Below are 15,100 nucleotides of genomic sequence, written 5' to 3'. Positions count from 1 at the left end.
ATCTGCCGCAGAGTTGCGCAATGACTCCAGTCGTGCATGTTCTCGCCTCGCCGCGAGGACGTTTCTTCTGCGCGAATATCGCATACCTGTGCAGCTCCGATAAGCGCGTGGCCGGCGGACGCAGGCCCCGCACTGCCGAGGATGCCGGCGAAGTCATTGAGGGGGTTGATCTTCAAGCAATCCCCGCACTATCTGAGTACGAGTTACTCGAGGCTCTGGAGCTCGCCGCGGACTGCGCTCGCTACTGGCAAGAACCGGACGACAAAGAGGTGATCTTCGCCCGGCCAGAAGTCACAGCCGCCTTACACCCAGTAGCCATCACGGTCCTGGCATCCCCGCATGCGGCGTGGTGGGCCGCCCCCGTCGACCTCAACTCCCAGGCTTTCGTAGTTCACCGATGCTCGGGCGATCAGTGGCCCGAATCGACCATGCCGTACCGCCCTGACTCGACTGGACTCGACCGTTGGCGCGAACACACTGTGGACTGGGAAGCAGCATTCACAACCCGCAGAACCGAACACCCAGACGTCAATGTCAGCGGTGAATGGTGGTCGACACCGCTCCCGAGCAGCGCACTATCAACCAGCCGGACACGCGAATGGCTCGGCTCATTGGAGCTGATGCTCCGAGAAGACTCCATGGGGTGCGGAGAAGCGCGCGTCTGGGCAGTGCACGCACGCAACAATCCGCGGGTGTACGAAATCACAAGCCCTACGGACTGGGCCCATCTGGTCGACACCTATCCCCTGGCCGTCCCTGAATCCAGACGCCACGACTGGTTTCGCACGACAGGCGAACATCGCCACTGGCACATCCCGGACTGGGTAGCCGTAGCCAATGACTTCGACGGTGTCCATCTCACCTTGCACGGATACCTCACCACACCCGGCATCGCAATCCCCTTGGGCAGCATTGTCGGCGCCACCGTCCTCGCCGGCTGGAATCCCGATGCCACCTGGTGGCTCAACAGAAATGTCACCGTCATCGACGACGAACCGGCGCTATGGCAACGCCACGACGATGGATGGGTACAGAGCTAACAGCCCCTCTCCGCTGGATTGATGATGTGTGGGCCGACGGAGGCCCATTCCTTGTTGGACACAGGTCAGGCTTACTGGTTGAGAGAGTGGCGGTTCGTCCTTCACTGGGAGACAGATAGCTGACCACTGAGCGTGAAGCACTCTGGGAGATGTCGATGAAGTCATCGGGATCAACATGCAGACGGGTCGATCACAATCTTGGGAGCACGAATGCCGCAGACTGGACACACCGTGGCGGCGTTGGCTACCCCACCGTCGACGAGCAAGATCTGCGCCATCTGCTCGCAGGTGGGCGCCGGCTCGTCGGTCTCATGACCACAGGCTCTTCCAGTGACCAGGTCGAGGACGGCTGGGCCGTGATGGTTGATGCCGTGTCCCACCCGCTGAAGCTTCATGAGGCACTACGATCGCTTTCATGCGCTCCCTTGCACAGGCCCTGACCGTCGCCGCTCTGACCGCGCTCGCTGCATCCGGCGTCCAGACCGCTGCGGCGGCACCGGCACCGGTTCTCGACGACAACGGGGCCATTGTGGCGCCGAGCAGCACCCAGATCTCGTTCGCGCATTCGCCCACCGGATTCCGCGCGGGAACGGTCAACGAGCACGAATCCCGTGCGGGTGTGTCGATCGTCAAGTTGTATCTCGCGGAATACGTCTTCCGGTACGGCGATCCCGCCGACCACGCCGACGCCACAGAGATGATCCGGGCGTCGAACGACGGGATCGCCAATCGTCTGCACGCGAAGTACCCGCAGGCGATCTCGACGATCGCCGACGAGTTCGGTCTCACGGATACGCACGTGGCCGGGTACTGGGGGAACGGGACCACCTCGACGCACGACATGGTGACCTATCTCGAAACGAAGAAACGCACCGACCCGAATTCGCCGGTACTCGCCGCGATGTCATCGGCTTACGACACGGCCGCCGACGGCTACGCGCAGAACTTCGGAACCGCACTGTTGGCGGGGGTTGTCGGAACGAAGTGGGGCTGGAGCGACGATCGTTCGTTCAACGCTTCCGCGTCGTTCGGGCCGGACTTCTCGGTGGGCGCCTCGACTTACGGATCTGCGGCGCAGCTTTCGGAGCACGTTCTGGGTGCGTTCACCGATGGAGGTCCTGCCGCCCCGGAGACGGGCTTTCTCCTGACCGATTGCCCGGCAGCGAGCTGGCTCGCCGACGATCCGGTCCTCGCCGTGCCTGCGCAGGATCTTCTCAACGGACTTCCGCCCGAAGTCGCAGCTGCCTTCTGCAGAAGCTGAGTCTTTCCCTGACGACCTCCTCCCCCTGACGACGCCCGAGCGTTCGTCGCCTGAGGTTTCCCGCCGTCTCCGCGTGAGGATCAAACGAGCCGGTTGGTGCCGGACGTGGCGAACTGGTCGAGCAGGCGCTGCGCCGCTTTCTTGTCGGTGGGTTTACGGTCGAGCCGAGGCTGGACCAGACGCGGATGATTCGGGTCAGTGACGTAGAGCTGCGGTTCGACTTGACGGGAAGGCCCGGCCCCGGCACAACCTTCTATGGCTCCGAACTGGACAGTGAAAGAACGAAGACCGTGAACCAGACAAGATACGCAGAACGGACAGTACCCACCGCGATCGGCGTCGGCCGCATCGTATGGGGTGCGACGACAGTACCGGCACCAACACGCGTTCACCGCGCCCTCGGGGTCGACTACCCGGGACCAGACCGCGGCATCTGGATCAAAGCATTCGGCGTTCGCGAGATCGTCATTGGCGCTGCAGCCCTCCACCCTGACCAGACCGTTAGGCAAGCAGTACTACAGGCCGGTATCGCGATGGACCTCGTAGATGCGGCAGTAGTCGTAGCAGCCGCCCGCAACGGTCTCCCCCGTCGAGCCGCCGGAATCGGAGTCCTACTCGCTGGCGGCACTGCGGTCCTAGCCGCCGTAGGCCCGTCATTGCTGCGCCGAGCTGGGCTAGGCAAATCCTGACATCGGAACCGCCACGCGCGTCGACCCCCACGTAGACACACCCGATCCACCTCAAGCGGTAACCCGACGTAATCTACGCTATCGGCCGCCGCCCCAATCGAGCATTACAGTTCCCCGGTACGCAGAGAGTACGCAGCAGCACCGAAATCACCCACACTCGCCCAATGGGACAAACGCGAATATTGCTCCCCCACTGAATGATCCATTAAACCTCAACAACGCCAGCAATCTGCAAACATCCACGACCGCAGGTTCAAAACCCGTCCAGTGTCAGTTCGAGTCTGACCGGGGGCACAAAACCGCAGGTCACAAGCGGTGCATAGGCCTGCTAACAGACCCGGTATGCAGTGGATATGCGGGAGATCTGACGAACGCCCGTTCTGAGTGAGTCTGACTGGGGACCCAAAATCGCAGGTCCAGCAGTGCTTAGGATGGCTAAAGTAAAGGCTGTGCACCCCGGTACGCAGTGGGTACGCAGGAGATTCAGCAATCAACCCTGCCTCGGCGGCCAGATCTGCGATTCAGCGAGCGGCCATAACCTCGGGGCGAATATGCCTCTGGGCCAGACACAAGTGGGAAATTGCCGCCGCCGCACCCGATCTGGTGAGCGGCAAACCTTGAGCGCCGTGCCCCGACTGCCGACGCCACTCAGCACGGATCGAGCCCCGCTCCGCGCCCATCACGCCACTGAACGGATTTCTCACGGGCAAAGTTGCCTGTGCGCCGAAAAGCCGAGGTCCGTCACATGACGAACACTGGTCACCCGACCCGCCTCCAAATCAACCCTCGACAGGTCCGTGAGACCAAGAAAGCAACCACGCACATCCGACACCAGCCGCCCGATCCCCTAGCGTAAGCGGAGCAACGATCACCATTCGGCGAACCGCCACAGAATGCGACTGAGGCAACAAGCACATCCGAAACCGGAGGCGAACGGATTCAAGGCAGCGCTGACGGGATGCGAGTTCTCCAATTCCGAGGCGACGTAATATCTATTGTCGGTGCGGAAATAGGACGAGTTCAAGGAGACGAATGGTCCCGGCTCACTGAGTGTTTCGTTCGCCGGCACTCAGTCTGGGTCTGTGCCAGACCAGCGCGTATCTGAACAGCGGAAGCCTTTTCCATGAGACACCTGGGAGCTCAGCGACGGCCACCCGATGAACCTGTGCATACGAGTGCGGCGGCGGCCACACTGTCGGTGCGGAGTGCTCCCACAGCCCGCGACGCCAAGACAGCCACTGGTGCTGGATCACGCCAACAGCATCCATAACGAAGTCGCCCAATCGCGTCGATCGCGATAGCCCGATTACCACCAAGACCCCGCCGGGTGCGGTGAGGTCAGCGAGACGACATAGAGCAGCTGGCAAGCTGTCCAGGTGATGCACCGTGGCCACTGAACCCACGACGTCGAACTGCTTGCGGAACTCGTAGGTCATGACATCGCCTATGAGAAAGTCGATTCCGTTGAACTCCGCGCGAGCAGAATCCACGACGTCTCGGTCGAGGTCGATACCAGTGACGTCAGGTACGCGGTGGGCCAGGTCCCGGGCGAGGAGGCCGTCACCCGTTCCGACATCGAGTGCGGAGACCGCATAATCAGGTATCGCGTCAAGCACAATCCGGTGATAGTGGATGTTGTGGTTCCAGCGTGGCTCAATCGACCGACTCACCTTGACGAGGGTACCGACCGCGACAACTCGTCCTACTTCAACACGTCCCGTTACCAGTTAAGTAGGGCGAGTTCAAGCAGATGAAAGGACTCGTCTCACTAGATATTTCGTGAATTAATCCGCCGAACGCGCCCGGCGTTCATATCCACGCCGGCAGCCTCAGGCAACGATCTCCGCGGCCACTTCAGCCAACGGCCACCGCCCGGAAAATGGAGTCACCGGCCCGCGCGGTCAGATCGCGTCGACGGTCAGCGCCCACTCGACGATACGAGGGTCATCGAGTGCGGAAGCAACGAGATCTCCGTCGAGGTTCTTTCCTTGCTGAGATGGAACGGTAATCAGGTAAGCACCGGCGTTTCGCGCTGCTGCGACGCCGGTCGACGAGTCCTCGAGTGCGACGCCAGTCTGTGGTGAGGCCGACAGCTGCTCAAACGCTCGAAGGTACAGTTCCGGATTCGGCTTGGGTAGTGCGACCTCGTCGGCGGCCACAGAGACCGCGAAAAAGTTGGCAATCGATGCTGCGGCGAGCGACGCATCGAGCATGCCCCGTTGACTGTTGGTCGCCACCCCGAGCGGCACCCTGCCAGCCAGAAGGATTAACAGCTCGACGGCACCGGGCATAGGTTCGACTCCGGCAGCGAGCTCTTGCTCTACCCGTGGCAACAGGGCCGCCTGCAACTCGGGGCCAGTACCTGGTCGCCCGATGTAGTCAGCCATGTTCGCGCACGCAGCCTCTAGCGTTCGCCCGATCAGGAGGTCCTTCTCCGCAGGCCCGAACCCGTACCCGTAATCGGCGAACAACGACGCCTCGGCGCGCGACCAGCATGTCTCCGTATCGAGCAGGAGGCCATCACAGTCGAAGACGATCGCACTCACCTGCAACGGCAACTCCCCCATGCCCCTGATTGTAGGACGAGGTCTCGGCGTCCACACATGGAAACAACCTCACCGTTGGCCCGCTTAGCCTGGGCGGGGTCTACTCGTCTCACTTCAACACGTCTCGTTACCAGTCCACTAGGACGAGTAGATGCATTGTGCGACAGACGGTATGCCAACGCACGAGACCCTCGACGAGGCGCTATCGGCTGCTAAGGCTTCCAACCCAAAGTATGTGCGAGGCCAGTGATCTCGCGGTCGATGTCGGGACGGTTTTCCGGTTCTCTCTGCCACCGTCCCGTCATATCAGCGACAGCGTAGATCGCGGCGATGAGCGGGCCGCCGGATTCGGCAACGTCGCCGCCGAAGCTACCTGCGTTGCTGTTCCAGATGTGTCCGCCGATCGCGGGGTGAACGAAGCCGTCTGCGATACGTGCCGACCACATGCGGCTGCACAGGCGACTACCCGCTGCCGCCAGCCCGTCACCACGGTCGCCACCGAGGCTCAGATACAGCTCATCGCGAAGCTGGGCCTCCTCTGCGGGTAGGTCTATAGCCCCTGGGACGTGCTGACCAGGCCGCCACCGCGAGACGATGCGGTCGACGTGTTCGGTGACGGTTGGCGGAACAGGTGGCACTGGCTCACCAACGGCGGCCGCATCTTCCTGGTGCGCTGCCTTGAAATGCTCGCAAGCGTACGAGAACGAGTTCGCGGCGCCCTCATCCACCGCCCAAAGGGTGGCTTCAAAAATGAAGTTATCGAACCGGTCCCGCCAGATCGGCGTACGCCGACGCAGAGCCTCAGCATCCTCGGGAGCCACAAAGTTCGAGAACCGCGCGAGGACTTTTCGCTCAACATCCAGGATGTACATCGCGTACAGACTATCCGCTATCGCGGCGACTCTGCATCGAACCATGCCTCGCTATCATGGTGAAAATCACGAGGTTCCGGTAAGACTAAGCCATGACCCGCCATCGCGTGTTCGCGCTCACCCGTATCGTTGGCCATGGTGCGTGGTGGGTTTTCGTAGTGGTGACTCTTTTCGCGGGCGGTATCACGTGGACCGGTGCCAGTAGCCATCTCGGCGCCACCTCTTTCTCCGGGTGGTCGGGGAATTGGGCGGCCTACCGCCCGATCCCGACGTCGCCGGTGGCCATCGCGAACTTCACGGGCTCGTCGTCGTACGACGACCCATGGACCGAGCTTGAGCTATGGTCTGTGATTGCGATTGCTGTGGTGCTCATCGCTGCTTTTATTGAGGCAGTATCGGCACGTCAAGTATTGCGGGGGACTGTAACGATTGCGGCACCGTGTGTGGCATTTGGGCTGTTGTTGTTAGGTACTCCCGGTGTCCTCGACACCCTTCATCTCGGCACTTCCCAAACCCTGGGTGTGGTGCTAGTCGCCGTCGCGGTACGCGAGGTATGGGCCCGCGGTTTCGCGCCCCGGCCGCCAGTGCCCACAAGGGAAAAGGGTTCTGGCCTAACCAATAAGGAGTAACAACGGGCACGGGTGGAGGTACGGTCGATCGCGGGCCGTGCACGGATCCTCAATTCACAGTGGTCGGTCCATCTAATTCCGCCAGCCAATTACACCGGTCAGCCGCAAAGCGGTGAAGTGATTGGCTGAGAATGTCCGCTGCGGACCTGGCCAGACACCTCGAGGAGCTCGGCGAGCTCCTACCGCCGGCTTCGATCATGTCCGCCCACCTCCTCAGCGCCGGGTCCCTTTGACGCTTAGGAAAGGTCGACCCGAGCCGATCTGCGCCGAAAGCAACTACTGGCAGTAGCCGATCCAACTGTGCAGCAGACCTTTTCGCCAGCAGCGGTCATTGGGAACAATTGGCCTCACTGCATGTGGCTTACCTTGCCGGTTCACTTACTCGCGATGCGTTTCATCATCAGCATCGAACACGCCTCTAATCTGAAGTCCCCAATTGCGAAAGAAGCGCTTTGGCCTCGCCAACACCGGCAAGTCTTTCCGCAAGCGCAGATTCCTTAAGAAGTGGCTTCCCACTTGATGCCGGTTGGCGCCGCGCGCAGCAATTTATGGATGCAACAATGCAAATATTTCATCCCCTCAGAGGACGCGGCCGTACACAGTTTTATAGTAATGCCGGACCTACCTGGAAAACTGTTGGGTCCAATGAGACGAGTACGCTTTCCGTCAAGTCAGTTCAGGTGAGTAACGAACAACGACGTGTTATCGACTCACAGGCATGAAGCCATTCCGAACAACTCGTGTCATCTCTATCGCAGGAGCCGCACTGGCGGCCGCCGCAGCTTTTTGCCCGTCGGCCGGAGCTGACGTCGTCGATGTCACGGTGGTGCCCGGAATCAGTTTCCCCACCGCTGGATATGGCAGTGGCTGTGCGTACTTGGTGGTGGCAAAGACAGCGAACTCACCCGGGTCTCCTAGTGACGCCGGCGTTTCCTTCGTTGACTACAACCAGGCAGCAGAATTCTTTCCGTCTGACATGATTTGGGATACCGTCGACCCGTATTTCGTGAATCCCGTGGTATTCGATCACGCCTTTTCCGTGTGGACTCCAACGACCCCCGGGCAGCATGCCATCATGGCGTACCAAACGTCAGCGGGTGGACCAGTGGAAGTCATCGAGGTCAAACCCGCCACTCCGGTCGGCCCTGGTTGCCTTATTGCGCCCTGAACACTGCGTATCACTCAACGCATTCATATTGTCGAGCGCCTGCACACCCTTCTCGTTAGGGTCGGTATTGATCAGGTGAAAGAAGGGGAGGTTTCGCGTGAGTATGGCGGTCGCCGACGAATCGAAGTTTGTTGCTCCGCAAGAGTGGTTGCCAATGCGTTACCCGCGTCGTGGGGGTTTGACCGCGCACGTGCGACCGGTCGATCGGCCAGGCCAGAGTTGGCTCGAACTGATGAAGGACGAACGCGGCTGGTCGCAGTGGGAATTGCAGGACTCCCCCGAGGTTAGCGAGTTCATTGCGTCAGCACGGAGGTATGTCACCGGTGATCGAACTCCACGTGGAGGTGCTGCGCTTTTTCGCCTCCTGACCCGATGGTCTTGGGAGGCGAAGCCCGACACCGAGACCATCGTGGACGAGTGGATTATCGCGGGGGGCCTGTCATTCGCTGTCGAGGCGGTCCTCGAGGCTTCTGACCTACGCGCCATCGAGGTACAGGTGCCCGTCGATCTGTTCATGGCTTCCATGTCGCAGGCACATGTGACATGGACGATCGTGAGATCGGATCTGGGCGAGACTATGGACGATGTCGGACGGATGCCGACACACACCACACGACACGCGTTGGTGCGCGATGGGCGGCTGGAAGAGCTCAACTTCCAAGGAGCGTGGCAGGAAGTTCTGACGAGGCTTCGTGAACTGCTGGCGGTGGCGTCGAGCGAGCACTACGCAGCAGCCGTTGAAGTAGCGTCGGGTATACGAACGAATGCGACGCGCCGAGCTGTTGCCACCTTCTTGTTCCCGACCGAAACCCAGTGGGCTGCCCCGGTCTTCGACGACAAGGAACTCTTGACCTGGCGTTGGAGCGAAGCACTGCTGGTCTCGGTGTCCCGGCTCGAACACGCCAACCATGTCCTGTCGGCCGGCCACTTGTCGCAAAACTGGTTCTGCGACCCGCCGCGAGTCGCCGCCGTCTACGACGGACTCGGCAACGATATCGTGCCACTCCTCGAAACCGAGTTCGAGTCACCGAACATCTACCGAGAGGATGAGAGGAATGCACGTCGCCAGAAGATCGTCGAACTGCTCGTCCAGGTACCAAGTGACTCGGCCTTCACCGCGCTGGTGAAGTGTGCCGAGACCAGAGGATTTCGGCCCGCCCTCACCGAGGCGATGTCCAAATACCCGCACCGCGCCTTTCGTCTGCTATTCGATCTGAGTCCGGCGATGTTCGACCGCCACGTGTTGACCCATCCAGACATCAGCCATGAGGTCTACGACGCTTTATCGCCTGCGGCCCGCCACCGGATCGATGCGTTGGAACGGAATGTTCCGTTGGCTCAGGGACTTCCCCGAGTACTGGTCGATCCTCCGTGGACCAACAAGAAAGCCCGGCCCGCACAGCCGGTCGTGAACGGGTTGAAGCCGCCGACGATCTCCAGGGTGGACTGGCTGCCGGGCGAACTCGAGAAGCTCCAGAACAGTCCCCACGAGCACAGTTACACCACCTGGGATGAGTACAAACGCTGGATCCCCCGGACAGAGCCGGAGTCGGTGACCGACTACGGAGCTATGGCGATCTTCCTGCTGGCACCCGACGACATCGCTCGCCCGCTTCTGCAGCGGTGGAACGGAGAGAACCTCAAGTCCCCGATTCGGGTTCTCACACGCTACGGTCTGGATGCAGTGCCGCTCCTGCTCAGACTTGCACAGGCTCGCCCCGGCGCCGTGGCCCCGTATCTGTTGCCCGTGGTTAATCTTGAGGTTGCCCGCTTGCATGCGTCCGCATTCGCAACGCGGAAGAACTTGCGCACACCGGCCCTCGACTGGTTGGTCCGCCACGCTGACGACGCCGTAGTCCTCCTCGTTCCTGACGCACTGGGTTCTTCGTCCCAAACACGTGACCACGCGGTTGCAGCACTGCTGGGGTTGTCCCGCAGGCACAACATCGACGACATCGTGCGTATGGCAGAAAGTTACGGCACCGAGGCCACCGACGCTCTCCGGAAGATCCTGAGCCAAGATCCACTCGACATCCTCCCCAAACGGATTCCACGCACACCCGCGTGGGTCGAGGCAAACACTTTGCCCCCGGTGCTGACGCGTGACCGCACTGCCCGCCTGCCCGCACCGGCCGTCGAGCATGTGCTCACCATGTGCGCAATCTCGAAAGTCGACAACCCGTACCCCGGACTAGCGGTTGCCGCCGAGTTCTGCGATCGACGCTCACTCGCAGCCCTCGCATGGGAAGTCTTCGACCGATGGTGGGGCGCGGATGCACCGTCGAAGGACAACTGGGCGATTCTCGCGCTCGGATGGCTAGGTGATGACGCCACCGTCACTGACCTGGCACCTCTCATTCGTAAATGGCCCGGCGAAAATGGCACCGCGCGAGCGCAGTTGGGTCTCGATGCGCTGGCCGCGATCGGTACCAGCAGAGCACTGACCGAGTTGAACGACATAGCCAGGCGCATGAAGTTCAAATCACTCAAGACCGGTGCCGCCCGCCGGGTGGACGAACTGGCCGACAGTCTGGGACTCAGTCACGACCAACTCGGCGATCGGATCGTCCCGGATCTGGGCCTGACCGCGTCCGGAACCATGACGTTGAGCTACGGCACGCGAGAGTTCACCGTGGGTTTCGACGAGTCGCTCATCCCATACGTCACCGATCCCGCAGGCAAAAGAACGAAGAGCCTGCCCAAACCCTCCGTCGGCGACGATCATGCGCTCGCCGAAGAGTCGAAGGCCAGGTTCACCGCGCTCAAGCGTGAAGCGAAAGGCGTTGCTGCCGAGCAGATCAAGCGTCTCAACCGAGCTATGGTCATCGGTCGTCGATGGACACGCACCGAGTTCGAGGAACTGCTATTGGGCCATCCGTTGTTGATTCACGTGTGCCGTCGGCTGCTGTGGGCATCCTTCACCGAGGCCGGAGAGCCCGTCACGGTCTTCCGGATAGCTGAGGACAACACCTACGCCGACGCCGATGACAACGAGGTCAGCGTCGACAGCGACACCATCGGCCTGGTACACCCTGCTCATATACCGGACACCATCGGCGCTTGGTCATCGGTCTTCGCCGATTACGAAATCCTGCAGCCATTCGCCCAACTCGGACGTGAAGTCCACGTTCCACAGGCCCAGGACATCAACGGTTCGGGACTCACGAGGTTCACAGGCGTCACCGCCACACCGAGTCAGGCACTGCGCCTGACGTATCGCGGCTGGGAACCCGTATGGGAGAACCCGGCAAGCTGGGGCCAAGGCCTGCTGTACACACTGAGCGATTCGGTCTCGGTGCTCCTCGGTCTCGACCCCGGCTTAGGTGTGGGCAGTCCATACGACGGATACCCGGATCAAAAACTCGTCTCGGTCGAACTGCGCGGGGGAACGCTCGCTGACATCGACGCGGCAACGGTATCCGAGCTGTTGGCAGACTTGTCGGGGTTCGCCAGGTGAACAACAAGATCCAACGCCCCCCGGCAGAAGTCCGCTACGCCGATGAACTGGAAACCCTGCGATCCGAGGACGCCGGCCCTCGCCCACCCGGCTGGCAGATGACGTTGCCCGCCGCGCGGACCTTCGTGATGGGTGACCCGGCGCGGGGCATCAGCGCGAAATATGTGGGCAACCCGTCGCTGGTCGAACGAAGCCTGGTCACTTTGGCCACCACGCGTGGACTGATGCTCGTCGGCGAGCCGGGGACAGCCAAATCGCTGCTCTCAGAGCTACTCGCGGCCGCCATAACCGGTGACTCCACCCTGACCATCCAAGGAGGAGCGGCGACCACTGAAGATCAAATCCGATACTCCTGGAACTACGCACTCCTCGTGGCCGAAGGCCCGTCTACGCGATCGCTGGTACCGGCCCCGATCTACCGAGCGATGGCCGGCGGCAACATCGTACGATTCGAGGAAATCACACGCTGCCCCCTCGAGGTGCAAGACACACTGCTGTCCCTGCTCTCCGAGCGTGTTCTCGCCGTACCCGAGCTCACCGGTGATGACGCAATGGTGTTCGCGCGCGAAGGTTTCAACATCATCGCTACCGCGAACACCCGAGATCGTGGCGTCAACGAGATGAGCGCCGCGCTCAAACGCCGATTCAACTTCGAAACTGTGCACCCAATCTCCGATCTGGACACCGAGATCGCTTTGGTTCGTGGTGAGTCCGATGCGTTGCTGGTGGCATCCGGAGTACCGGTAGCACAAGATCCGGACATCATCGACCTCCTCGTAACACTGTTTCGAGACTTGAGGACCGGCTACACCTCCGAGGGCGCCTCCATCGATCGAGTGTCTGCCGTCATGAGTACTGCCGAAGCAGTCTCTGTCGCCCACGCCACCGGGGTCCGGGGCTGGTTCCTGCGCGGTCAGCCCGGCGGAGTCGCCGACCTCGTCGAATCCCTGGCCGGCGTCGCAGCCAAGGACAACACCGAAGATCTCGTCCGGCTCCGCCGCTACATCGAGAACGATCGGATCAGACGATCACATCCTCGGTGGACCGAACTGCGCGCGGCTAGTTCCCTGCTTCCCGACCCGTGACGGTCACCGTGATCGGGGTCCGCCCCCTGAGTCCGGCATGCGCACACGTGGTCGACGCAACGATCAAGCGACAAACACCTGCCTACGTCTTGCTCGATATGCCAGCGGATTTCGGGTCCCGCCACCCTGAGCTACTCCTCGACCACACCTTTCCGATCGCCCTGTTCTCGCATCTGCGATCGAGTGGCAGCACCCACACCTCATGGCGACCACTGGCCGAGTTCTCGCCGGAAGTCATTGCGGTACGCACCGCCGCTGCTACGGGCTCGCACATTCATTTCATCGGCCTACCGCCTTGGCACCCCGACGGGGCAACACCGACGAGTGGCGTGGGTGAAGCCGCGTTACAGCGTGCGCTCGGCATCGGCACGTTCGACGGGTTGTGGGATCACCTCGTCGAATCGCACTGTGATACAGACTCGAGCACCCAACTCGGCCACCGGATCGAGACGTTCTTCGACGCTGTCGGAGACACCGAACCGAACGCGGCCGACCGGTATCTCGTGTCCTGGATCCGCGCCGCGGTCAGCCGAGCCCCCGGTCGCCCCGTCATCGTGGTCTGCGCAGGTTCCCGCCGCCCGGCCGTCGTCACACTCCTGGCGGAAGACACCACCACCGACGCGGCCTGGCCGGCGGTTCCAATACCCCCACCCGGCTCTGAGACCGGAATCCACCTCGTTCCTTACTCTTTCGCACGAATGACATCGCCGACACCATGGTGGTACCGGCAGCTTTGGACTCACGGGGCCGCTGGCGCGTTCGAGCGGGCGTTCACAGCAATGGCGACCGGCCTACGCAGCCGCGGGCACCGGGTGTCCACGACCGATTTCCGAAACTTTCGTTTGCAAGCCCAGGGACTGGCTCGACTACGCGGCCGGGAGTCACCCGGCCGGGTGGACCTGCTCGACGCCGCGGCCGGCACGCTGATCTCCGAAAGCATTCCTCGCGAACTGCCGTGGAACACCGACACCCGCACTGCTTCAAACGAGTCCGACCACCCGGTGGTCACCGCCTGCCTCGCTATCCTGCACGGCGATACTGTCGGACATCTCCATCCTGACGCCCCGCTACCCGGACTGGTCCATCACGTCGATTCTGTTCTCGCAGCCCTCGAACTACGGCCCGGCGACACACACCTGAATCTGCTCGACGCACTCGACCGCGAACGCAGCCACGCCCTGCACCAACTACGTGCCCTGGCCATACCTGGCTTCTTCTGGGACGCTGCCCCCGGGCAAGCATGCGCCACGACGACGCAAGAACGCTGGACCATCAGCGAGACACCCTCCCGTCGTGCGGCTCTCGCCGAAGCCAGCGCATTCGGCCCGACGCTGCGCGAGGCAGCAGGCGCAGCTTTGAACGCGCGTTTCAACGCAACCCCCACGTCCGTCGACACAATCACCGTCACTCTGCTTGATGTCGTACGCAGTGGACTCGACACCGTCTTGGAATCTTCAGTACGCAACAGCATTCGCGCAGTCGGCGCATCGGTTGAAATGGGTGCCATGGGCACCCTTCTGACGCTCGCGCTGGACCTGTGGCGCCACGACGACATCCACGGCACCAGGCAAAGTCCACTACTCGGCCGTGTCATCGACGCAGCGGCCATCCGAACCGTCAACCTGGCCGCCACACTACGTGCGCACGGCACGCCGGACCCGGGTCATGTTCAGGCCATCGCCGCCGTTGCCGATGCGATACAACACGCGAGCCCTGTCGTGACGCAGGACCATGTGCCGGCGTTGACGATGATGGCCTCGGATCGATCCGCCCCCGTCGGCCTTCGCGGCGCTGCGCTCGGAAGTTGTTGGCGCGCCCAGCGGTTCGAGCTAACAGCAAACGCTGCGCGAAGCATCGCGCCGGAACAGATTGGAGACTGGATGATCGGGCTGGTCACCGTTGCCCGCGAGACCTTTCTTGATTCAGAGTCCGGATCACTGGTCCTCACGGTTGTCGACGATCTGGTATCGGGCTTCTCCGACACAGGCTTCGCCATCGCTCTTCCATCATTGCGCGAGGCGTTCGAGCATTTCCCGCCGCGCGAACGCGAAGCCATCGCCCGCCGCATCACGCGAGAACACCGTCCCGAGGCATCTGCACCCGCGTCGTCGGTCGGATCTGCACTCGATGCGCGGGTCACGGCAATGCTCGAGCAGATCGGATTGCGATGAACCACGACCGGTGGCGTCTGATCCTGGGCGACGCATCGTCCGCGGAGCTCGGTGATGCGACCGGCACAGCCGGCGAACAAGACCGCGCGCTGTCGTGGCTCTATTCCCGCGATCAGACCCTGGCCGAGCATGGGGTCCGGCCTGGAAACTCGGTGGAGATGCCGGAGCGAAGTCCCAACCAA

The 15,100-nt window shown here is 62.0% G+C and carries 9 protein-coding genes; 6 read left to right on the top strand and 3 right to left on the bottom strand.

The genetic code is table 11. The annotated features are described in order from the left end of the window. Positions 1–20 precede the first annotated feature (20 nt). Complete coding sequence (locus AC51GT_RS03910; protein WP_496327929.1) at positions 21–1,040, top strand: hypothetical protein; 1,020 nt, start codon at positions 21–23, stop codon at positions 1,038–1,040. Positions 1,041–1,455: 415 nt separating this feature from the next. Continuing rightward, a complete protein-coding gene (locus AC51GT_RS03905) occupies positions 1,456–2,301 on the top strand; it encodes a hypothetical protein (RefSeq protein ID WP_496327928.1) in 846 nt (281 codons plus the stop codon). Positions 2,302–4,033: 1,732 nt separating this feature from the next. Here AC51GT_RS03905 and AC51GT_RS03900 read toward each other — a convergent pair. The 3 genes from AC51GT_RS03900 to AC51GT_RS03890 all read right to left on the bottom strand — a co-directional run bounded on the left by AC51GT_RS03900 (position 4,034) and on the right by AC51GT_RS03890 (position 6,408). Beyond that, complete coding sequence (locus tag AC51GT_RS03900) at positions 4,034–4,660, bottom strand: class I SAM-dependent methyltransferase (protein WP_496327927.1); 627 nt, start codon at positions 4,658–4,660, stop codon at positions 4,034–4,036. A gap of 231 nt (positions 4,661–4,891) precedes the next feature. Next, positions 4,892–5,557 carry an HAD family hydrolase gene (locus AC51GT_RS03895; protein ID WP_496327926.1) on the bottom strand — a complete coding sequence of 222 codons (666 nt, stop codon included), beginning with the start codon at positions 5,555–5,557 and terminating at the stop codon, positions 4,892–4,894. Positions 5,558–5,748: 191 nt separating this feature from the next. Beyond that, positions 5,749–6,408, bottom strand: a complete 660-nt coding sequence (locus AC51GT_RS03890; RefSeq protein ID WP_496327925.1) for a hypothetical protein — start codon at positions 6,406–6,408, stop codon at positions 5,749–5,751. Positions 6,409–7,755: 1,347 nt separating this feature from the next. Here AC51GT_RS03890 and AC51GT_RS03885 point away from each other — a divergent pair. From AC51GT_RS03885 to AC51GT_RS03870, 4 genes are all read left to right on the top strand, one after another. Then, the gene (locus tag AC51GT_RS03885) at positions 7,756–8,205 is read left to right on the top strand and encodes a hypothetical protein (RefSeq protein WP_496327924.1); all 450 of its coding nucleotides are present in this window, start codon (positions 7,756–7,758) and stop codon (positions 8,203–8,205) included. Positions 8,206–8,308: 103 nt separating this feature from the next. Next, entirely contained in the window at positions 8,309–11,662 is a 3,354-nt protein-coding gene (locus AC51GT_RS03880; RefSeq protein WP_496328008.1) for a DUF4132 domain-containing protein, read from the top strand. After that, positions 11,659–12,747: an ATP-binding protein gene (locus tag AC51GT_RS03875; RefSeq protein ID WP_496327923.1), complete on the top strand. Its 1,089-nt coding sequence runs from the start codon at positions 11,659–11,661 to the stop codon at positions 12,745–12,747. Before AC51GT_RS03880 ends, AC51GT_RS03875 begins: the two co-directional genes overlap by 4 nt. After that, positions 12,744–14,918, top strand: a complete 2,175-nt coding sequence (locus tag AC51GT_RS03870; RefSeq protein WP_496327922.1) for a DUF5682 family protein — start codon at positions 12,744–12,746, stop codon at positions 14,916–14,918. The genes AC51GT_RS03875 and AC51GT_RS03870 overlap by 4 nt, the downstream gene beginning before the upstream one ends. Positions 14,919–15,100 lie beyond the last annotated feature (182 nt).

It is taken from the genome of Williamsia sp. z34, assembly GCF_059553395.1.
Note: the sequence above shows the minus strand (reverse complement) of the source record. Positions and strands in the feature narration are given on the sequence as shown.